Raw genomic sequence first — 21,417 nt, 5'->3', positions numbered from 1 at the left:
GTGCGCTCTTGCGGCTGGTGAGGCCCGTGAAGGCGTGGTTGCGCTCTGGCGACTCTGGAAGCAGGCGTTACGCGGGTGAGAAGAGGTGGTCGCTGATGAGCCGGGCCGCGCCGATGACTCCGGCGGTGGGGCCCAACTCCCCCAGAACGATCGGGAGGTTGCCGGTCGCCAGAGGCAACGACTGGCGGTAGACCTGGGTGCGGATCGCGGCGAGCAGGGTGTGGCCGAGTCCGGTCACACCGCCGCCGATCACCACCAGGCCCGGATTGAAGAAGCTGACGAGTCCGGCGATGACCTGGCCGGTGCGGTTGCCGCCCTCGCGGATCAGATCGAGCGCGGTGGCGTCGCCCGCGGCGGCCGCGGCGGCGACGTCGACGGCGCTCAGGGCGCCCGCCGCCTCCAGTCGTGCCGCCAGTTCCTGGGAAAGCCCCTGATGGGCGGCCTCCGTGGCGTCGCGGGCGAGCGCGGCGCCGCTGAAGTGGGCCTCCAGGCAGCCCCGGTTGCCGCACGCGCACGGGCGGCCGTCCGGCACGGCCTGGATGTGGCCGATGTCGCCCGCGCTGCCCGTCGTACCGCGGTAGACCTCACCGCCGACGACGATCCCGCAGCCGATACCGGTACCAATCTTGACGCAGAGGAAGTCGCCCACGGAACGGGCCACGCCCGCGTGCTGCTCCCCCATCGCCATCAGGTTCACGTCGTTGTCGACCATGACGGGGCAGCCGAGGTCCTGACTCAGTGCCTCACGGACCGGGAACCCGTCCCAGCCCGGCATGATCGGCGGGGCGACCGGGACGCCCTCGGGGAAACGGACCGGTCCTGGTACGCCGATGCCGGCGCCGTCGAACCCCTCCGCGAGCCCCGAGGCCCTCAACTTCGCTGCCATGGACAGGACTTGCTCGAAGACCGCGACCGGGCCCTCGCGTACGTCCATGGGCTGGTTGATGTGCCCCAGCACCTCCAACTCCGCGTTGGTGACGGCGACATCGACCGAGGTGGCGCCGATGTCGACCCCGAGGAAGCGCAGTGCGGGAGCGAGCCGGATGTTGTGGGAGCGGCGGCCACCGCGCGAGGCGGCGAGTCCGTCGGCCACGACGAGGCCCGTTTCCAGCAGCCGTTCGACCTCGACGGCCAGTTTGGACCGCGAGAGGTCCACCTGATCGCCCAGCTGGGCCCGCGAGTTGGGACCCCCGTCACGCAACAGCCTGAGCAGCCGCGCCTGGTGGGCGTTTCCGGGTCGCGCCGTCATGCGTCTCACGAGCCCCTCCCCGCCTCATCGGCACCGCCGTCGTTGGCTTTCGAGTGGAACGTAGCAGCGGCTGCCCAAGCTGGGAAGAAGTTGCGCACGAATTGCCGACGACTTCTTCCACTGAGAGGACAAAGCGAGTTGGGGCGGTGGCCCTGCGCGGAAGGACACAGCAGGATGGACACCCTGTGCTCCGGGCTGCCGTGGCCCGGGGCGGGAGAGGGGGAAACTCATGATCCTGGTGACGGGTGCCACGGGGAACGTCGGCGCCGGAGTGGTGCGCGCGGTGGCCGCCGCGGGCGAGCCGGTGCGCGCGATGAGCCGCTCGGGCGAGGCAGCCGGGCTGCCGCAGGGTGCCGAGGGGGTGGCCGGCGACCTGAACCGCCCGGAGACCGTAAGGGCGGCGCTCGACGGGGTGCGGGCCCTGTTCCTGATGCCCGGGTACGAGGGCCAGCGGGCCGTCCTCGCCGACGCGCGGGCGGCCGGCGTCGAGCGGGTCGTGATGCTCTCCGGCAAATCGGCGGCGGTCGACGACGGAAACGCGGTCACCCGCTACATGCGAGCGTCGGAGGACGGGGTGCGCGAGTCCGGGCTCGCCTGGACCTTCCTGCGGCCCGTGAGCTTCATGTCCAACGCGGTGTCGCTCGCGGACCAGATACGCAAGGGCGACGAGGTGCGGGTGCCGTTCCCCCATGTCCGTACGGCGGACATCGATCCGTACGACATAGCCCAGGTCGCCGCCCGGTCCCTCCTCTCGCCCGAACACGCGGGCCACGTCTACACCCTGACGGGCCCTCAGTCACTGCTGCCCGCCGACAGGATCGCCGTCCTCGGTGAGGTGCTGGGCCGCGAGCTGCGTACCGTCGGACTCACCGACGAGGAGGCCCGCGAGGCGCTGGGGGCCGCCTTCCCGGCTCCGTACGCCGAGGCGTTCCTCCGCTTCTTCGCCGACGGAATCCTGGACGAGTCCCAGGTAATGCCCACGGTCGAGGAGGTCACGGGCCAACCACCACGCACGTTCCGAGAATGGGCAACAGAACACGCAAACGCGTTCTGACGGCGCCTACCGCTGGCTCGGGCGAACACGAGCGGGCCCCGTAAGGGGCGCGGGGAACTGCGCACCCAGCCACAACGCACCCGCAGACAACACCGAACCGCCCAAAACGCCCCCGGCGGAGAGCGCGGGCACTCAGTCGCGAGGCCGGGCGTGATAAGTCCGACGCGTGTGCTCCGTATGGGCACGCATGACCTCCGTCGCACGCTGCTCATCGCGGGCGGCGATCGCGGCGATCAGGTCGCGGTGCTCGATCCAGGACTGGTGACCGCGCTGCCGGGCGACCGGCGTGTAGTACCAGCGGACCCGCCGGTCGACCTGGGCGGCCAGTTCGGCGAGGACCGTGTTGCCCGCGAGCTCCATGACCTTCGCGTGGAAACGGGCGTTCATCGCGACCGCCCCGTCCACGTCGTCGGCGCCGACCGCCTCCTCGCCCTGGGCGCACAGCTCCTCAAGGGCGGCGATCCCGGCCGTGCCCGTGTTGGCCGCCGCCAGCCGGGCGGCCTCGGCCTCCAACAGCGTGCGTACGGTGAGGAGTTGGTCCGCCTCGGCCTCCGTCGGTTCGTGCACGAAGGCGCCCTGGGCGGGCCGCAGATCGACCCATCCCTCGGTGTTCAGCCGCTGCAGCGCCTCGCGCACGGGCTGCCTGGAGACTCCGAGGTGCCCCGCCAACTCGCTCTCGACCAGATGCTGGCCGGGCTGCAGGGCACGGGTCGTGATCAGTTCGAGCAGCGCTTCGTAGACACGGTCCCGGAGCGGTCCCGGCCGTTCGAGCTTGGGCACCGAGCCCTGCGGCAGTCCGGTCGACAACATCGCGGTCCCCCTCCTGGGCAGCGGCGGCGTGCGCGCCGGCAGCACGGCAGCCTCAGAGCCAGTATCAATTGTCTTTCGTCTACAGTCTACGGCGCACAATGGCCAGGCCGGAGGGGAGTTGGCCTCGTCACACCATGGAATACCCGCACGTCACGGGCAGCGGATGACCTGTCCCGCGTACGAGAGGTTGCCGCCGAAGCCGAAGAGCAGGACCGGGTCGCCGGTGGAGATCTCGCCGCGTTCGACGAGCTTGGACAGGGCGATCGGGATGCTGGCGGCGGAGGTGTTGCCCGACTCGGTGACATCACGTGCGACGACGGCGTTCACGGCGCCGATCTTCGCGGCGAGGGGCTCGATGATGCGCAGGTTGGCCTGGTGCAGCACGACCGCGGAGAGGTCCTCGGGGGTCAGACCGGCGCGCTCGCAGGCCGCGCGCGCGAGGGACGGGAGCTTGGTCGTCGCCCAGCGGTAGACGCTCTGGCCCTCCTGCGCGAACCGTGAGGGGGTGCCCTCGATGCGGACCGCGTGCCCCATCTCGGGCACCGAGCCCCACAGCACGGGCCCGATGCCGGCGTCCTCGGCGGCCTCGACAACGGCGGCTCCCGCCCCGTCCCCGACGAGCACACAGGTCGTACGGTCCGTCCAGTCGGCCACGTCGGACATCTTGTCGGCGCCGATCACGAGCACCCGGGTCGCGGCGCCCGCGCGAACGGCGTGGTCGGCGGTGGCCAGGGCGTGTGTGAAGCCCGCGCAGACGACGTTGACGTCCATGGCGGCGGGCGAGGGGATGCCGAGGCGGGCGGCGACCCGGGCGGCCATGTTCGGCGACTTGTCGACGGCGGTGGAGGTGGCCACCAGGACGAAGTCGATGTCGTCGGGGGCGAGGCCGGCGGCCGCCAGGGCCTTGGCCGCCGCGTGCGCGGCCAGCTCGTCGACCGGTTCGTCAGGTCCTGCGATGTGCCGCGTACGGATGCCCACCCGGCTCGTGATCCACTCGTCGCTGGTGTCGACCAGGTCCGCCAGGTCCTCGTTGGTGAGGATCCTGGCGGGCTGGTAGTGGCCGACAGCGGCGATGCGCGAGCCGTTCATGGGCGGTCCCCTTTGTTGCCTGGGTAACGGGACTCACCAGTCTGATCAGGTACTCACGGGTACGAGGGCACGTGATGCCACAGGATTGGTGTGCCACCCTTGTCGGCTTCTGTCAGGCCCTCGGACACCCGAACACCTACCCTGTGAACAATTGGGTGGCCTTCTGCACCAGCTCGTACAGGCCATAGGCCAGCGGCGCCCCCACCCAGAGCCAGGCGAAGGCGATCAGTGGGCGCCGGTCGGGTGCGCTGCCCTCAGGCGGACTGCTGTCGCTCGTGGACATCGGGGGCCTCCCTCTGGGCGGGGATGTGATGGCGGGCGTCGACCGGGCGGACGAGTTCGTTGGCGACGAAACCGATCACCAGCAGCCCGATCATGATGATCAGTGACGTTCCGTAGAGGGACGCTCCGGATTTGCCGGCCTCCTCCTGCCGGTCCGCGATCCAGTTGACGATCAGCGGTCCGAGGACTCCGGCGGTCGACCAGGCGGTGAGCAGCCGCCCGTGGATCGCGCCGACCTGGTAGGTCCCGAAGAGGTCCTTCAGGTAGGCGGGGATGGTCGCGAAGCCGCCTCCGTAGAAGGAGAGGATCACCAGGGCGCAGCAGATGAACAGCGGCTTCGAGGAGTCTCCGACCCAGGCGATGAGGGCGTACATCAGCGCGCCGACGCCCAGGTAGAGGCGGTAGATGTTCTTGCGCCCGATCAGGTCGGACGTGGACGACCAGCCGATACGGCCCGCCATGTTCGCCGCCGAGAGCAGCGCGACGAACCCGGCCGCCGCCGACACCGAGACGGGTGTGGAGGTGTCCGAGAAGAAGTCCGTGATCATCGGGGCGGCCTTCTCCAGGATGCCGATGCCCGCGGTCACGTTCATGCAGAGCACCACCCACAGGCACCAGAACTGCGGGGTGCGGATGGCGCTGTTCGCGGAGACCTGTACGCCCTCCAGCGGGGCCGGAGTGCCGTCGGCCGCGGTCTTGGTGGGGCGCGGCACTCGGACCAGGAACACGCCGAGGGACATGAAGACGGCGTACGTCAGTCCGTGTACGAGGAAGGCCTGCGCGATGCCGGTGTTGTCGGAGCCGAAGGACTCCAGCATCTGCGCGGACCACGGCGAGGCGATGAGCGCGCCGCCGCCGAAGCCCATGATGGCGATGCCGGTGGCCATGCCGGGCCTGTCCGGGAACCACTTGATGAGCGTGGAGACGGGCGAGATGTAGCCGATGCCCAGGCCGATGCCGCCGACGAAGCCGTAGCCGAAGACGATCAGCCAGTACTGCTCGGTGGCGGCGCCGAGCGCGGAGAGCAGGAAGCCGGACGAGAAGCAGATCAGGGCGACCGTCATCGCCCAGCGCGGCCCGTTGCGCTCGACGAGTGTGCCGCCGAACGCGGCGGACAGGCCGAGCATCACGATGCCGAGCTGGAAGGGCAGGGCGCTCTGGGTGCCGCTGAGGTCGAGCGCGGACTCCAGGGACGGCTTGAACACGGACCAGGCGTACGCCTGTCCGATGGAGAGGTGGACCGACAGGGCCGCGGGCGGGACCAGCCAGCGGCTCCAGCCCGGTGGGGCTACAGGGGGACTCATGATCCCGGACGATAGGAACCGGTCGGCCGGTTGGGAAGACGGCCACACGAACGTGTCCGGCGTGTGCGGTGAACGGTACGCAGTGCGCGACGAACGGTCGGTTCGGTCCGACGAACGGCATTCGGACACCGGCCCCGCCGGACCCGGCCACGCCCGGCCGAACTCGACTGCTCCACCAAGGGTGTTCGGGGCGCGACGCTCAGCGAACTCCGGAGTGGTGTTCGGCGGTACCGGGTGGATCCCCGAAGCCTGTCGCAGGTGCTGCGCGAACCCTTGCTGCCCCAACTCCCATACTGTAGACAATATTCAGTCGACATGGTTCAACGCTGTTCAGCGTCTCCTCGGTACCCTCGACCGAACGGAGCCCCTCCCGTGAAAGTGGCAGTTCTCGGCGCCGGTGCTATCGGCGCCTACGTCGGTGCCGCGCTGCATCGCGCGGGTGCCGATGTGCACCTCATCGCCCGTGGACCGCATCTTGCGGCCATGAGGCAGCACGGAGTGCGAGTGCTCAGCCCGCGCGGCGACTTCACCGCGCGGACGCACGCCACCGACGACCCGGCCGAGGTCGGCCCGGTCGACTTCGTCTTCCTCGGCCTGAAGGCCAACTCGTACGCGGCGTGCGGGCCGCTCATCGAGCCTCTCCTGAATGACACGACAGCGGTGATCGCCGCTCAGAACGGCATCCCCTGGTGGTACTTCCACCGGCACGGCGGCCCGCACGACGGCCACCGTGTCGAGAGCGTGGACCCCGGCGGCGCGGTCAGTGCGGTGATCGCGCCCGAACGGGCCATCGGCTGTGTCGTCTACGCGGCGACCGAGCTGGAAGGACCGGGAGTCGTCCGCCACTTGGAAGGCACCCGGTTCTCCGTCGGAGAGCCCGACCGCTCGGTCTCGGCGCGCTGTGCGGCGTTCAGCGAGGCCATGGTCGCGGGCGGGCTCAAGTGCCCCGTCGAGCCGGACCTGCGCAACGACATCTGGCTCAAGCTGCTCGGCAACATCTCCTTCAACCCCATCAGCGCCCTGGCCCGCGCGACCATGCGGCAGATGTGCCTGCACGGCGGTACGCGCCGGGTCATCGAGATCATGATGACCGAGACGCTCGCGGTCGCCGAGGCGCTCGGCTGCGAGGTGGGCGTCTCCATCGAACGGCGGCTGGCCGGCGCGGAGCGCGTCGGCGACCACCGCACCTCGACGCTCCAGGACCTGGAGCGCGGCAAACCGCTCGAACTCGACGTGCTGCTCGCCGCGGTCGTCGAACTCGCGGAGATCACCGACGTCCCGGTGCCCACGCTCCGCACCGTCCACGCCATCTCGGACCTGCTCGCCCTGAGGACCGCCGCATGAGGACCTTCACGAGGACCTGCACGAGGACCTTCACGGAGACCTTCACGGAGACCTTCACCAGGACTTTGAGGAACGCCGTATGAGGAAGCGCGACCGAACTCCCAAGACGTACACCCGACTTGAGTATCCGCTGGTCCGCGACTCGCGCGACGAGCCCTTCCGCAGGGCGAGTTGGGACGAGGCCCTGGACCGCGCCGCCCGGGGCCTCGGCGCGGCACGCGACGCGTTCGGCATGTTCTCCTGCGCCCGCGCGACCAACGAGATGAACTACGTGGCGCAGAAGTTCGCCCGCGTGGTCATGGGCACCAACAACGTCGACTCCTGCAACCGGACCTGCCACGCGCCCAGCGTGGCGGGCCTGTCGGCGGCCTTCGGATCCGGCGGCGGCACCTCCTCGTACGGCGAGGTCGAGCACTCGGACCTCATCGTGATGTGGGGTTCCAACGCCCGTTTCGCGCACCCGATCTTCTTCCATCACGTCCTGAAGGGGATCAGGAACGGCGCCCGGATGTACGCGGTCGATCCGCGCCGCACGTCCACGGCCGAGTGGGCGGAGAGCTGGCTCGGGCTGAACGTCGGAACCGACATCCCGATGGCGCACGCGATCGGCCGCGAGATCATCCACTCGGGCCTGGCGAACGAGGCGTTCATCGAGCGGGCGACCACAGGCTTCGAGGAGTACAAGGCGCTCGTCGAGCCGTGGACGCTGTCGCTCGCCGAGAAGGTGACGGGCGTTCCGGCCGCCGCTATACGGGAGTTGGCGCACGCCTACGCCCGCGCCGAGCGCGCCCAGCTGTGCTGGACGCTCGGCATCACGGAGCACCACAACGGCACGGACAACGTCCGCGCGCTCATCAACCTGTCGCTCCTGACGGGCCACGTGGGGCGGTTCGGCTCCGGGCTGCAGCCGCTGCGCGGACAGAACAACGTGCAGGGCGGCGGCGACATGGGCGCCATCCCGAACCGGCTGCCCGGCTTCCAGGACATCCTCGACCCGGACACCCGGCTGAAGTTCGAGTCCGCCTGGGACACCGTCATCCAGCCCCACTACGGGATGAACCTCACCGAGATGTTCGAGGCCATGGAGGAGGGCACGCTCAAGGCCGTCTACTGCATCGGCGAGAACCCGGCGCAGTCGGAGGCCGACAGCGAGCAGGCGATACGGCGCATGCGGGCCCTCGACTTCCTCGTCGTCCAGGACATTTTCCTGACGAAGACGGCCGAGCTGGCGGACGTCGTCCTGCCCGCGACGGCCGGCTGGGCCGAGACCGAGGGCACGACCACCAACAGCGAGCGGCGCGTTCAGCGGGTGCGCCGGGCGGTGATCCCGCCCGGTGAGGCCCGCGAGGACATCGACATCCTCTGCGACCTCGCCTCCCGCATGGGCCACGAGTGGAAGTACGCGGACTCCGAGGCCGTGTGGAACGAGCTGCGGTCGGTGTCCCCTGACCACTTCGGGATGACGTACGAGCGGCTGGAGGAGCACCAGGGCATCCAGTGGCCGTGCCCGGAGACGGGCCGGCTCGAACCGACGTATCTGCACGGCCGGTTGTGGGCGTCCGACCCGGCCGAACGCGGCCGGCTCGCGCCCTTCGGTCTGGTTCAGCACGACCCGCCGGTCGACCTCACGGACGAGGAGTACCCGATCCGGCTGACCACCGGGCGGCGGCTCGACTCGTACAACACCGGGGTGCAGAGCGGCGGTTTCGCCTCGCCGCTGCGGCGCGGTGAGTACGTCGAGCTGTGCCCGGAGGACGCGGAGCGTTACGGCGTGGTGGTCGGCGAGGAGGTCCAGGTCTCCTCGCGGCGCGGGGCGGTGGTGGCGCCGGTGTGGGTCGACACGGCGCTGCGGCCCGGGCTCGCGTTCATGACCATGCACTTTCCCGACGAGGTGGACACCAACCAGCTGACGATCGAGGCCAACTGCCCGATCGCGGGGACGGCGGAGTTCAAGGCGTCGGCGATCCGGATCGACAAGCTGCCGGTTGCTATTCAAGTGAGGTGATGTGTGGTGGACCTGCACTTCGGTGACAGCAAGCCGACGGACGAGGAACGGGCGGCCATCGACACGCTGCTCGGCCCTCCGGAGTCTTCGTGGGAGGGCGCCGACCGTTCCGATGCCGACCTGAGGTGGGCACGCGGCGGGCGTGAGGCCCGGGAACGCCGTGACCTGCTGTTGCCGGGGCTGCACGCCGTCAACGACCGGATCGGCTGGATCAGCGAAGGTGCCCTCGACTACCTCTGCCGACGGCTGACCGTGCCGCCGGCGGAGGCGTACGGGGTCGCCACCTTCTACGCGATGTTCTCGGTGAAGCCGCGGCCCGCAACGGTCCTGCACGTCTGCACGGACCTCGCGTGCGCGGCCGCCGGGGCATCGGAGCTGTGCGCGGGCGTCGAGGCCCGGCTCGGCCTCGGCAGCGGTGTCAGTGTCGAGCGCAGCCCCTGCCTGGGCCTGTGCGAGCGGGCTCCGGCCGCGCTGGCGATCAAGGCCGGTGATCCGGTGCGTACGGCCGTGTCGGCGCCCGCGACCGTCGAGCGGGCGGTGCTGGCGGCGAGCTCGCCCGGCTCGGCGCCCGAGGAGCCGCCGGCGGCCCTGGCGGTACCGCAGGCGGGCCGGGCGGGCCGTGAGGAGCTCGTGCTGCTGAGCCGCGTCGGCGTGGTCGATCCTGCCTCGCTGGACGACTACCGGGCGAACGGCGGCTACACGGCCCTGCGGCAGGCCTTCGCGATCGGCCCCGCCGGGGTCATCCGCGAGGTCACCGACGCGGGCCTGGTCGGGCGCGGCGGCGCCGCCTTCCCCACCGGCCGCAAATGGCAGGCCACGGCGTCCCAGCCCGACCATCCGCACTACCTCGTCTGCAACGCCGACGAGTCCGAGCCGGGCACCTTCAAGGACCGTGTGGTCATGGAGGGCGACCCGTACTCCCTCGTGGAGGCGATGACGATCGCGGGGTACGCGGTCGGGGCGCACAAGGGCTCTCTGTATCTGCGCGGCGAGTACCCGCGGGCACTGGAACGCATGGAGCACGCCATCGGACAGGCACGCGCGCGTGGGCTGCTCGGCGACGACGTCCTCGGCCAGGGGTACGCCTTCGACATCGAGATCCGGCGCGGCGCGGGCGCGTACATCTGCGGCGAGGAGACCGCCCTCTTCAACTCGATAGAGGGGTACAGAGGAGAGCCCCGGTCGAAACCGCCCTTCCCCGTAGAGAAGGGTTTGTTCGGCAAACCCACTGCCGAGAACAACGTCGAGACGCTGGTCAACGTGCTGCCCATCCTCACGATGGGGGCGCAGGCGTACGCGGCGATCGGCACCGGCAAGTCCACCGGACCGAAGCTGTTCTGTGTGTCGGGCAGCGTGGACCGGCCCGGCATCTACGAGCTGCCGTTCGGCGCCACGCTCGGCGAGCTGCTGGACCTCGCGGGCGTACGTAAACGTTTGCGCGCTGTGCTGCTCGGGGGCGCGGCCGGTGGTTTCGTACGGCCCGACGAGCTGGACATCCCGCTCACCTTCGAGGGCACGCGGGAGGCGGGCACCACGCTCGGCTCCGGGGTCGTGCTGGCCTTCGACGACACCGTGCCGCTGCCGCGTCTGCTGCTGCGGATCGCCGAGTTCTTCCGCGACGAGTCCTGCGGTCAGTGCGTGCCGTGCCGGGTCGGGACCGTGCGCCAGGAGGAGGCACTGCACCGCATCGTCGAGCGGACGGGCGTGGACGCGGCGCCCGACATCGCCCTGCTGCGCGAGGTGGGCCGTGCCATGAAGGACGCCTCGATCTGCGGTCTCGGGCAGACCGCGTGGAACGCCGTGGAATCCGCCATCGACCGCCTGGGGGCGTACGAATGACCTTGATACCGCTGGGGATCCCCCGCCGTCTGCTGGAGTTCACGATCGACGGTGAGCCCGTGCGGGCCCCGGAGGGGTCGACGATCCTCGACGCCTGCCGCTCGGTCGGCAAGGACGTCCCGACCCTCTGCCACGGGGACACGCTCACCCCCAAGAACGCCTGCCGCCTCTGCGTCGTCGAGGTCGAGGGCTCGCGCACCCTCGCCCCGGCGTGCTCCCGCAAGGCCGAGGCGGGCATGCAGGTGCAGACGGACAGCGAGCGGGCCCGCCACAGCCGCAAGATCGTCCTCGAACTCCTCGCGTCCTCGGTCGACCTCTCGACCACACCGGAGGTCGCCGGATGGCTCAAGGAGTACGAGGCGAAGCCCGACCGCTTCGGCCCGGACGCGGCCCGTCTCGACGAGGAGCCGAAGGTCGACAACGACCTGTACGTGCGCGACTACGACAAGTGCATCCTCTGCTACAAGTGCGTGGACGCCTGCGGCGACCAGTGGCAGAACACCTTCGCGATCTCGGTCACCGGGCGTGGCTTCGACGCCCGGATCGCCGTCGAGCACGACGCGCCGCTCACCGACTCGGCGTGCGTGTACTGCGGCAACTGCATCGAGGTGTGCCCGACGGGCGCGCTGTCGTTCAAGTCGGAGTTCGACATGCGCGCGGCGGGTACGTGGGACGAGCCGGCGCAGACCGAGACGACCACGGTGTGCGCCTACTGCGGAGTGGGCTGCAACCTCACCCTGCACGTGCAGGACAATGAGATCGTGAAGGTCACCTCGCCGCACGACAACCCGGTGACCCACGGCAACCTCTGCATCAAGGGCCGCTTCGGCTACCAGCACGTACAGAACCGGGACTGATCAGGACATGGGACGAGTCACGGAACGACGCAAGGTGATCCGCATCCGGGACGGGGCGGTCTCCACCCGCCCGGACACGCTCGTCGCGGAGGAGCCACTGGAGATCCGCCTCAACGGCAAACCCCTCGCGATCACGATGCGCACCCCGGGCGACGACTTCGCGCTCGCGGCGGGCTTCCTGGTAAGCGAGGGGGTGCTGGGCGCGGCCGACGAACTGCAGAACATCGTCTACTGCGCGGGCGCCACGGTGGACGGCTCGAACACGTACAACATCGTCGACGTGCGGACCGCGCCCGGCGTCGTCATCCCCGACATCACCCTCGAACGCAACGTGTACACGACCTCGTCCTGCGGCCTGTGCGGCAAGGCGAGCCTGGACGCCGTCCGTACGACCGCCCGCTGGTCGATCGACGACACGGCGGGCGACACCGCTCCCCCGGTGCGGCTCGGACCCGAACTGCTCGCGAGCCTCCCCGACCGGCTGCGCGCGGCGCAGCGTGTGTTCGACCGGACCGGGGGTCTGCACGCGGCGGCGCTGTTCACGGAGGACGGCGAACTCGTCGACATCCGGGAGGACGTGGGCCGGCACAACGCGGTCGACAAGCTGGTCGGCCGCGCCCTCCAGAACGGCTCGCTGCCGCTCTCCCGCACTGTCCTGCTGGTCTCGGGCCGGGCGTCCTTCGAGCTGGCCCAGAAGGCCGTGATGGCGGGCATCCCGGTCCTCGCGGCGGTCTCGGCGCCGTCCTCGCTGGCGGTGGACCTGGCCGCCGAGTCGAACCTCACGCTGGTCGGCTTCCTGCGGGGCACCTCCATGAACGTGTACGCGGGCGAGCACCGCATCGCTCTGCAGGCCGCGGCCGCCCAGGGCTGACCGGTCTCCCCGCTGCACGGCGGCGGGGCCCCCACCCGGCGGGGAGCGCCCCCTGCGCCGGGAGGGGGCCTGCTGTTTTAAGTGCTCGGTTCGCCTGCTTGCCGATCAGCCTCTTGCGAAGCGCACCTCGTCAGCCGTGACGACCGTGCCCAGGCGTGGGAAGTTCAGCTTCACCGAGGCCTCGTGTTCCGGGCCGGTGAGGGCGGCCATGGCGTTCTCGACGAAGACGAGGTCGTAGCCGAGGTCGCCGGCGGCGCGGGCGGTGGACTCGACGCCGAGGTTGGTGGCGATGCCGCCGAACACCAGCGTGGAGACACGGTGTTCGCCGAGCCGCTCGTGCAGCCCCGTGCCCTGGAAGCCGCCGATGGTCCGCTTCACGATCTCGACGTCGCCCTCCGCCGCGAGCCCCGCGACCAGACCGCTGCCGGGCGGCTGCTCGTGGACACCGGGCCGCTCCACGCGCACCAGTACGACGAGCGCGCCCACCTGCCGGAATGCGGCCGCCAACTCCTCGGCGACGGCGAGGACTTCGGTCCCCTTGCGGGGCTCCAGGGGCAGTCCGACGATGCGGTCCATCAGGTCGACCAGCACGAGGGCGGTGTGCGCCGGGTCGAGGGCCAGGCGGGGTTCCATGTCCGGTGCGTTCATGACGGAACGTTAGCCCGCATCAGCCGTCCGTACCGGAAATCCGGATCAACAGGCCCGTGAACTGCTCGGGTTGGACCCCCCTCGCCGCCAACCGGTGGTACAGCCGGATATGACGCTCCGTCAGCACCCGTCCGGAGGTACGACCGGAGCGGGCGCGTACCCCGGAGGCACTTGCCTCGTTGCTCCGGACAACCTCGAACGGGCCCCGTACGCACGGCCCGTCGTCCAGGTAGGAGGCAGTTACTTGGATGCCGGCACCACCCTGCTCGGCTCGTTACTTGCCTGCGCGGGCGTGCTGGGCGCGGCCGTCGTGGCGTACTTGGGAAAGCGGGGCGAGAACGCCCTGAACGGCTACTCCAGCCTGACCGAGAAGCTCCAGTCCGAGCGTGATCGTAGGCCCTGTCGTCAAACTCCCGCCTGCTCCGCGGTGTCATGCACGCACTCTCGCCGCACCGGGCAAAGACCCAAGTACGTCCAGTACGAGGGTCTGTGCCCGGCACACCGAGAGCACGCACCTGACGCCGCGGAGCCCGCCCTCCGGGCGGACGACGGGAGTTTGACGACAGGGCCTAGCGCCAGATCGCCGAACGCGACACGCGCATCGACGAGTTGTCGACGATGCACACCGCCGACCAGTCGGAGATCGCCCGTCTGCGACTCGACATCCACCGACTGGGAGGTGCGCCGTGAACCGGTTCCAGCGGCTGCTCGCCCTGCGCTGGCGCAGCATCTTCCTCGTCTGCGTGCTGATCGCGCTCAGCGGCATCGCGGTCATCCTGTGGGCGCGGATCGACGCCGGCGACCGCAGGGCCGACGAGCTGCGCGCCGAGGCGGACCGGCGCGGCGAGGCCGTGTCGACGCTGGCGCAGGACGTACGCGATCTGCGCGCCCAGGTCGAGGCCGGCGGCGGCACCCCGGCGGCACCCGATCCGTCCGACGCCGTGGACGACCTGCTCGACCGGGTGCGCGTGCCGGCCGCCGCCCCCGGCGAGCCCGGCGCCAAGGGCGACCGGGGCGCGACCGGAGCGGGCGGGGCACCCGGCCCCGGCGGTGACCGCGGACCGCGCGGCGAGAGCGGGCCGCCCGGCCCGTCGGGCTCCCCGGGCCCCGCAGGGCCCTCCGGAGGGCCGGGCGAGCCGGGTCCCGCGGGCGCCGACGGCCTGAACGGGGCGAACGGCACGGACGGAGCGGGAGGGCCGCCCGGCTCCGACGGCTCACAGGGCTATCAGGGACCGAAGGGGGATCCCGGACCCAAGGGCGAGAAGGGGGAGAAGGGCGACCCCGGGGCCTCGTGCCCGGACGGCTACAGCCTCCAGGCACCCGCAGGCGACCCGGACGCGCTCGTCTGCCGCAGAGGCGGCGCGGCCGCGCCCGCCCCCGAACCCGCGGGACTGCTCCCGGTGCCTCCGCCGCTGCTCCGACGGAGGGAACTCGCCTAGCCCGGCACGCGTCATCACCCGACCGCGGCACCAGGTGTTCCACAGTCTCCGGGCGGGCTCCGAGGATCACGGAACGGAACCCGCCCGACCGCCGAAACGCGAACCGCCCGACCGCCGAGGGGAGGCGCACACCACCAAGCGGCACCGAGCCCTCGTCCGCCGTGCGCCAACTTCCCCCGGCACGACCCGTGCACGCTTCTTGTGGGGTGCCTGAGAGCCCAAGTAGCGTCTGTGGCGCGCACGTTGGACGTGGGATGTCCAGATGTCCAGACGTATCCAGATGTCCAGACGCATGAAGGGCAGGTCGCACCATGCCGTCAAGCATTCGCGCACGTCTCAGATCCGCTGCTCGCGCAGGCCTCGACTCCACCGCTCGCCCACGCCTCGGCTCCACCCTGACAGCGGTTCTCACCGCGACCGCGCTGCTCGGGCTGCCGAGCACCGCGGCCGCCCAACCGGCCGACGGTCCCGCCGAATCCGCGAGGTCCACCACGTCCACCGCGGCGTCCACCGCGTCCTCCGCGGCAACCGTGCCCACCGGGTTCGAGCAGCAGGTGCTCTTCAAAGCCTCCCAGGATCCCGGTTACGCCTGCTACCGCATCCCCGCCGTCGTGAAGACCACGAAGGGCACGCTGCTCGCGTTCGCCGAGGGCCGGGTGAACGACTGCAGCGACGCCGGCGACATAGACATCGTGCTCAAGCGCTCCACCGACGGCGGCCGCACCTGGGGCCCGCTCCAGGTCGTCAACGAGGGCGCGGGCGACACGCACGGCAACCCCGCCCCGATCGTGGACCGCGAGACCGGCCGCGTCGTGCTGGCGGAGACGTACAACACGGGCCGTACGGACGGCCGCAACTGCGATGTGCCGTGCGACCGCACCCCGCACATGCAGCACAGCGACGACGACGGCCGCACCTGGTCCGAGCCGCGCGACCTCAGCGACGAGATCCTGCCCGCCCACTGGAACTCCTGGTACGCGACCGGTCCCGTCCACGGCATCCAGCTGACCCGGGGCAGGCACGCGGGCCGGCTGGTCTTCGGCGTCAACACCGAGACGTGGAACGGCAGCCGGGTCACCGCCAACCATGCCGCGCTCATCGTGAGCGACGACGGCGGCGACCACTGGCGGATCGGGGCGACGGACTCGTGGCCGATCGCGGACGACGGCACGTTCCGGCAGAAGCCGTCCGAGATGACGATGACCGAGGGCGCCGACGGGACGATCCTCGTCAGTGGCCGCGAGCAGGACGGCACCGATCTCGGGCACCGCACCCAGGCGTTCAGCCGCGACGGCGGCACCAGCTTCACCTCGCCCTTCCGTGCGCTCCCCGACCTCTACACGCCCCAGGTGCAGGGCTCCACGCTGCGGCTGGGCAACCGGATCCTGCTCGCCTGCCCCGGTGACCCGGACCGCCGCCGGACGATGATGGTCCGCTCCTCCTACGACGGCGGGCGCACCTGGGACAGCGTGGACCGCGGCACGGTCGTCACGACGGACTGGTCCGGCTACTCGGACATGGTGGGCATCGGCGGCAGCGCGGTCGGCCTGATGTACGAGGGCGGGGCGATAGACGCGCGCGACGAGATCCGGTTCGCCCGGTTCACCGAGGACTGGCTGCAGCCCCGCCGCGGCCCCGACCCGACCACCATCGACCGTGCCCCGCACGCACCCCGCGCGGCGGTCCTCGGCGGGGCCGGGGAGACGGACGGCGTGTTCGGCGACGCCCTCGAGTTCGACGGCACGGACGACGCCGTACGCCTGCCCTACCGCGACCGACTCCCGCTCGGGAAGAAGGACTTCACCGCTTCCCTCTGGTTCCGCTACACCGCCACCACCGGTGAGCAGCCCCTGCTGTGGATGGGCGGGGTCGGCGGCACCCAGCCGCAGGTGTGGCTGCGCGGCGAACCCGCGAGCGGGCGCCTCCAGGCGCTGATCACCGTGCGGGACGGCGCGAGCGCCCCGCGGTCCGCGTCCGTGCGCACGACCGGCGCGTACAACGACGGCCAGTGGCACCATCTGGCGCTGCGCCGCGGCGGTGGACAGCTCACGCTGTTCATCGACGGGACCTCGGTCAGCACCGCGGACGTGCCGGGTTCCGTGAGCCGCAACGCTCCGTTCGGTGTGCACATCGGGCAGAAGCTGGACAGCCGGGCGCACTTCACCGGCGCGATCGACGAGGTACGGGTCTACGACCGGGCGCTGAGCGACGCCGAGTTGACCGGCGTCCGCACGACGAACGCGCCTGTGACCCGGGACACCGTCCTGTGGCTGCCCATGGACCGGGTGAGCGGCAGCCACTAACGTCCCGGGCGTGCCCGACGACGCACGAGCACGACAGCGCACGGGGACCGGGATCGGCGTGCTCCTGGCCCTGGTCCTCGGCGCCGTGCTGCTCACCGCCCTCCCGGAGGACGACGACCGGGAGGGCGCCTGCCAGGCCCGTACGGTCGCCTCCTGGGCCGCGGACCGGGACCTCACGGGCGAGTTCGCGCGGTACGGGGACGACGCCTCGCGGGCCGACGACTGGACCGGCGGCGACGGCACCCACTCGGTGCGGCTGCCGGACGGCCGGGTGCTGTGGCTGTTCTCGGACACATATCTCGGCCAGGTGTACCGCCCGCCGAACCCGGCGGGCGAGTCCTACGCGTGGCGGGACACGACCGCGCCCCTGGTGCGCAACTCGGCCGTGGTCATGGACGACGGCCGCCTCCAGCGCACGCTGCCCGCGCCGCTGTTCGCGGACCCGGCCCCGGGCCAGTGGCGCTGGCCGGTGGCCGCCCGGGTCGAGCCCCGCTCCCCCGGCTCGTCCGAGCAGGTCGTACGGGTCGTGCTGTGGACCCGTACGACCGGCACGTACCCCTGGATCTACGGGGTGCCGACGGCCACCGAGGTCGCCACGCTCTCGCTGCCCGACCTGCGGCTCGAAGGCATCGTGCGGATCCTCGACCAGCAGCGGGTCCAGGACTCGGCGAAGCGGGTGCTGTTCGGCACGACCGCGCTGACCGACGACGGGGACTGGACGTACGTCTTCGGCGGCGACGACGCGCGAGCGGCAGCCCAGCCGGCGTCCAAGGCGTACGTCGCGCGGGTCCCCCGGGGCCGCCTGGCGGATCCCGGCGCATGGCGGTACTGGGACGGCGAGCGCTGGACCATCCCCTCGCTCATGAAGCCCGTGCTGGGCGACGGCGGGCGCAAGGGCGTGGGCAGTGCCTTCACGGTCGCCCGCGACGGGGGCACGTATGTGCTGTTCACGATGGCAGCGGGCGCCGAGGGGCTGACGACCGTCACCTCGTACTGGGCGTGCTCCCCCACCGGGCCCTGGTACGGGCCCGGCAAGGGCTTCAGCCCGCCGCTGCCGGAGCGGGGGGCGGGCGTGGCGGCGTACAACCCGCAGCTCCATCCGACGGTGAGCCGGGGCAGGCTCGTGCTCAGCTACGACGTCAACTGGCTGGACGCCAACGGCGGGGTCACGGCGCAGGCGAACCTCAGCCGGAACGTGTCCCTGTACCGACCGCGATTCGTGACTCTGCGGCTGGGGCCGGGGTGACGGGCTGCTCGGCCTCGGGATCGCGCGAGCGGCGTTTGGCGATGACCGCGCAGACCATGAGCTGCATCTGGTGGAAGAGCATCAGCGGCAGGACGGCCAGCGAGGCGTGGGCGCCGAACAGCACGCTCGCCATGGGCAGTCCGGACGCCAGGGACTTCTTCGACCCGGCGAACTGGATGGCGATGCGGTCCTCGCGGTTGAAGCCGAGCGCCTTCGAGCCGTACCAGGTGACCGCCAGCATCACGGCGAGCAGCACGGCCTCGACCGCGAGCAGGCCGCCCAGGCGCAGCGGGCTGACCTGGTGCCAGATGCCCTGCACCATGCCCTCGCTGAACGCGGTGTAGACGACCAGGAGTATCGAGCCGCGGTCGACGTATCCGAGGACCTTCTTGTGGCGCGCGATGAAGCCGCCGATCCATCGCCGCAGCAACTGCCCGGCCAGGAACGGCACCAGCAGCTGGAGCACGATCTTGAGGAGCGAATCGGCGGAGAATCCACCGCCGCTACCGCCGAGGAGGGCCGCGGCGAGCAGCGGGGTGAGCACGATGCCCACGAGGGAGGAGAAGGAGCCCGCGCAGATCGCGGCCGGAACGTTTCCGCGTGCCATCGAGGTGAAGGCGATCGAGGACTGGACCGTGGACGGGACCAGGGTGAGGAAGAGCAGACCGGTGTACAGCGAGTGGTTCAGGATCACCGGTTCGAGACCGCGGGCCGCCAGCCCGAGCAGCGGGAACAGTACGAACGTACAGGCCAGGACCGTGATGTGGAGCCGCCAGTGCCGTACGCCGTCCATCGCCTCACGGGTGGACAGGCGGGCCCCGTAGAGGAAGAAGAGGAAGGCGATCGCCGCGGTGGAGGCGCCGGACGCGACCTCGGCTCCGGTCCCCCGGGCGGGCAGCAGGGCGGCGAGCCCCACCGTCCCGAGCAGCAGCAGGATGTACGGGTCGATCGGCAGCCAGGACGGCCACTTCAGGCGTTTCACGGTGCTCCGTTGCTCAGTCGGTTCAGTGCGGTGGTTCAGTGCTGGGTCGTGCCCTCTCCATCGTCCTCCGCGGACCCTTGATCGGGAATCCGTCATACCACTCTGACTGTCATCATGAATCGCGATAGCCTGAGGGTGTGTACGACCCTTCACAGCTGCGTACGTTCCTGGCGGTGGCCCAGACGCTGAGCTTCACGCAGGCGGCCCGGCGGCTCGGGCTGCGCCAGTCCACGGTCAGCCAGCATGTGCGGCGCCTGGAGGACACCGCCGGGCGGCAACTGTTCTCGCGGGACACCCACTCCGTGGAGCTGACGGAGGACGGCGAGGCCATGCTCGGCTTCGCGCGCCGCATCCTGGAGGCGCACGAGCAGGCGGCTGCGTTCTTCACGGGGACGCGGCTGCGCGGCCGGCTGCGCTTCGGCGCCTCGGAGGACTTCGTCCTCACCCGCCTCACCGAGATCCTGGAGGGCTTCCGGCACGACCACCCGGAGGTCGACCTGGAGCTGACGGTCGAGCTCTCGGGCACCCTGCACGAGCAACTGGCCGACGGAAAGCTCGACCTGGTGCTGGCCAAGCGCCGCCCCGAGGACCCGCGCGGCGAGCTGGTCTGGCACGACCGCCTGGTCTGGATCGGCGCGGAACGGCTCCGCCTGGACCCCGAGCGTCCGGTCCCGCTGATCGTCTATCCGCCGCCGGGCATCACCCGCGCCCTCGCCCTGGAGGCGCTGGAACGCCAGGGCCGGGCCTGGCGCATCGCCTGCACCAGCGGCAGCCTCAACGGCCTCATCGCGGCCGCCCGGGCGGGCCTGGGCGTCATGGCCCACTCCCGCGGCCTCATCCCACCGGGCCTGGTCCGCATCCCCGACCGCGCCGGCCTCCCGGAACTGGGCGAGGTCGACTTCGTCCTAGTACACGCCAAACGCCACACGGCAGCCAAAAGCGCGGCGGACGCGTTGGCGTCTTCGATCCTGGCGGGCGGAAACAGGCTGTACCGAGGCGCCCTGTAAGGGGCGCGGGGAACTGCGCGACAAGCCACAACGCACCCGCAGACTCAATTCGCACCCCGCAAAGCGCTAACGCGTCCGCTGCTGATACGTCAGCTGCTTGACCCGCCGCAAGAACGGCGACGTCTCCACATGCTGCACCCCGTCAAGCCGCCCAAGCTTCCCACTCACATACGCATAGAGCGCGGCGGTATCCCGCGCGACAACGGTGGCAACCAGATTGGACGGCCCCGCCGTAGCCGCCGCATGCGCGATCTCCTCGTGCTCGGCGAGCGCACTCCCCACCGCGTCCATCGCCCCCGGCGCAGCCGTGATCCACAGGATGGCCCCGACGGAAAACCCGATGAGCGCGGTGTCGTACTCGATGTCGACGAACAGCGCACCGGAGCCGAGCAGTTGACCGAGCCGCCGTTTGACGGCGGACTCCGAGCGCCCGGTGGCCCGCTGCAACTCGGGGTACGTGGCACGGGCGTCCCGTTCGAGGGCTGAGACCAGCGGCTCGTCCTCGGCGGTGATCCGCGCGGGCCCGGCGTCGGGAACCCGCGCCGGCCGCAACGCGGCGACCTGTTCACCGGTGAGCGGCCCGTGCTTGACCAGCCAGCCCACCGGCCCGCCGAAGAACGTGTGCAGCAGCTGGAAGGCCCGGATCTCCACGATGTGCGGCGTCCGCGGAAGCTTGCCGAGCAGCAGGTCGTCCTGGTCGCCCGCGGTACGCGGCCCGGTCATGCAGACGACCTCCGTACCGCCCGAGGTGAGGCCGATCCAGGCCGTGTCGGGGCGGCGCGCCAGGGCGTTCGCGATGGTCTCCGCGCCGTCCGGCGCGCAGCGCAGCCGGAGAATCCAGTCCTCCCGGCCGAGCTTCCTGTTGTTGCGTACGGCGACGACCCTCAGCCCGCCCTCGGAGAGCAGCCTTCGGAAACGGCGGGCCACGGTCTGGTCCGAGACACCGAGGACGGCGGCGATGCGGCTGAAGGGGGCACGTCCGTCGATCTCCAGGGCGTGGAGGAGTTCCACGTCGAGCGCGTCGAAAGTGGGGGATTCCATCGGTGGACCACATTTCCGTGTCGATATCCGGCGTCATTTCGTCGCCG

Annotated in this window: 17 protein-coding genes; 10 read left to right on the top strand and 7 right to left on the bottom strand. The window is 71.0% G+C overall.

The features are described from left to right. Positions 1-67: 67 nt before the first annotated feature. Positions 68-1,249 carry an ROK family protein gene (locus ACFWXQ_RS25715; protein ID WP_383944908.1) on the bottom strand — a complete coding sequence of 394 codons (1,182 nt, stop codon included), beginning with the start codon at positions 1,247-1,249 and terminating at the stop codon, positions 68-70. Between the two features lie 229 nt (positions 1,250-1,478). On the opposite strand from ACFWXQ_RS25715, the gene ACFWXQ_RS25710 reads away from it, so the two are divergent. Further along, positions 1,479-2,303 (top strand): NAD(P)H-binding protein, encoded by an 825-nt coding sequence (locus ACFWXQ_RS25710; RefSeq protein WP_383944897.1) that lies wholly within the window; start codon positions 1,479-1,481, stop codon positions 2,301-2,303. A 132-nt stretch (positions 2,304-2,435) separates the two neighbouring features. On the opposite strand, the gene ACFWXQ_RS25705 is transcribed toward ACFWXQ_RS25710, so the two are convergent. The 3 genes from ACFWXQ_RS25705 to ACFWXQ_RS25695 form a co-directional block, all read right to left on the bottom strand. Then, a complete protein-coding gene (locus ACFWXQ_RS25705) occupies positions 2,436-3,113 on the bottom strand; it encodes a GntR family transcriptional regulator (protein WP_055616771.1) in 678 nt (225 codons plus the stop codon). 150 nt (positions 3,114-3,263) lie between these two features. After that, positions 3,264-4,202, bottom strand: a complete 939-nt coding sequence (locus ACFWXQ_RS25700; protein WP_383944900.1) for a beta-ketoacyl-ACP synthase III — start codon at positions 4,200-4,202, stop codon at positions 3,264-3,266. 254 nt (positions 4,203-4,456) lie between these two features. Beyond that, the gene (locus tag ACFWXQ_RS25695) at positions 4,457-5,788 is read right to left on the bottom strand and encodes an OFA family MFS transporter (RefSeq protein ID WP_383944903.1); all 1,332 of its coding nucleotides are present in this window, start codon (positions 5,786-5,788) and stop codon (positions 4,457-4,459) included. A 372-nt stretch (positions 5,789-6,160) separates the two neighbouring features. Between ACFWXQ_RS25695 and ACFWXQ_RS25690 the strand changes: the two genes are divergently transcribed. The 5 genes from ACFWXQ_RS25690 (at position 6,161) to fdhD (ending at position 12,704) form a co-directional block, all read left to right on the top strand. Then, entirely contained in the window at positions 6,161-7,132 is a 972-nt protein-coding gene (locus ACFWXQ_RS25690; protein WP_386269255.1) for a 2-dehydropantoate 2-reductase, read from the top strand. A 79-nt stretch (positions 7,133-7,211) separates the two neighbouring features. Further along, positions 7,212-9,137 (top strand): molybdopterin oxidoreductase family protein, encoded by a 1,926-nt coding sequence (locus tag ACFWXQ_RS25685; RefSeq protein ID WP_386269253.1) that lies wholly within the window; start codon positions 7,212-7,214, stop codon positions 9,135-9,137. 6 nt (positions 9,138-9,143) lie between these two features. Continuing rightward, positions 9,144-10,976: an NAD(P)H-dependent oxidoreductase subunit E gene (locus tag ACFWXQ_RS25680; RefSeq protein WP_383955323.1), complete on the top strand. Its 1,833-nt coding sequence runs from the start codon at positions 9,144-9,146 to the stop codon at positions 10,974-10,976. Beyond that, positions 10,973-11,833, top strand: a complete 861-nt coding sequence (locus tag ACFWXQ_RS25675) for a 2Fe-2S iron-sulfur cluster-binding protein (protein ID WP_383955320.1) — start codon at positions 10,973-10,975, stop codon at positions 11,831-11,833. Before ACFWXQ_RS25680 ends, ACFWXQ_RS25675 begins: the two co-directional genes overlap by 4 nt. A gap of 7 nt (positions 11,834-11,840) precedes the next feature. Further along, the gene (gene fdhD / locus ACFWXQ_RS25670; RefSeq protein WP_383955317.1) at positions 11,841-12,704 is read left to right on the top strand and encodes a formate dehydrogenase accessory sulfurtransferase FdhD; all 864 of its coding nucleotides are present in this window, start codon (positions 11,841-11,843) and stop codon (positions 12,702-12,704) included. Positions 12,705-12,809: 105 nt separating this feature from the next. Here the strand turns inward: fdhD and ACFWXQ_RS25665 are convergent, their stop codons facing one another. Beyond that, complete coding sequence (locus ACFWXQ_RS25665) at positions 12,810-13,337, bottom strand: isochorismatase family protein (protein WP_383955332.1); 528 nt, start codon at positions 13,335-13,337, stop codon at positions 12,810-12,812. 701 nt (positions 13,338-14,038) lie between these two features. Here ACFWXQ_RS25665 and ACFWXQ_RS25660 point away from each other — a divergent pair. The 3 genes from ACFWXQ_RS25660 (at position 14,039) to ACFWXQ_RS25650 (ending at position 18,340) form a co-directional block, all read left to right on the top strand. After that, positions 14,039-14,791, top strand: a complete 753-nt coding sequence (locus ACFWXQ_RS25660) for a collagen-like protein (protein WP_386269250.1) — start codon at positions 14,039-14,041, stop codon at positions 14,789-14,791. Positions 14,792-15,102: 311 nt separating this feature from the next. Next, a complete protein-coding gene (locus ACFWXQ_RS25655) occupies positions 15,103-17,094 on the top strand; it encodes an exo-alpha-sialidase (RefSeq protein ID WP_386269248.1) in 1,992 nt (663 codons plus the stop codon). Between the two features lie 10 nt (positions 17,095-17,104). After that, positions 17,105-18,340 (top strand): DUF4185 domain-containing protein, encoded by a 1,236-nt coding sequence (locus tag ACFWXQ_RS25650; RefSeq protein WP_383948369.1) that lies wholly within the window; start codon positions 17,105-17,107, stop codon positions 18,338-18,340. On the opposite strand, the gene ACFWXQ_RS25645 is transcribed toward ACFWXQ_RS25650, so the two are convergent. Continuing rightward, entirely contained in the window at positions 18,279-19,322 is a 1,044-nt protein-coding gene (locus tag ACFWXQ_RS25645; RefSeq protein ID WP_383948372.1) for a bile acid:sodium symporter family protein, read from the bottom strand. The genes ACFWXQ_RS25650 and ACFWXQ_RS25645 overlap by 62 nt on opposite strands. Before the next feature lie 137 nt (positions 19,323-19,459). Between ACFWXQ_RS25645 and ACFWXQ_RS25640 the strand changes: the two genes are divergently transcribed. After that, complete coding sequence (locus tag ACFWXQ_RS25640; protein WP_383948374.1) at positions 19,460-20,329, top strand: LysR substrate-binding domain-containing protein; 870 nt, start codon at positions 19,460-19,462, stop codon at positions 20,327-20,329. Positions 20,330-20,395: 66 nt separating this feature from the next. Here ACFWXQ_RS25640 and ACFWXQ_RS25635 read toward each other — a convergent pair whose 3' ends face one another. Continuing rightward, the gene (locus ACFWXQ_RS25635; protein ID WP_383948377.1) at positions 20,396-21,370 is read right to left on the bottom strand and encodes an Lrp/AsnC family transcriptional regulator; all 975 of its coding nucleotides are present in this window, start codon (positions 21,368-21,370) and stop codon (positions 20,396-20,398) included. Between the last annotated feature and the right edge of the window lie 47 nt (positions 21,371-21,417).

This window comes from Streptomyces sp. NPDC058697 (assembly GCF_042715345.1).
GTDB classification, from domain to species: Bacteria; Actinomycetota; Actinomycetes; order Streptomycetales; family Streptomycetaceae; genus Streptomyces; species Streptomyces liliifuscus.
Note: the sequence above shows the minus strand (reverse complement) of the source record. Positions and strands in the feature narration are given on the sequence as shown.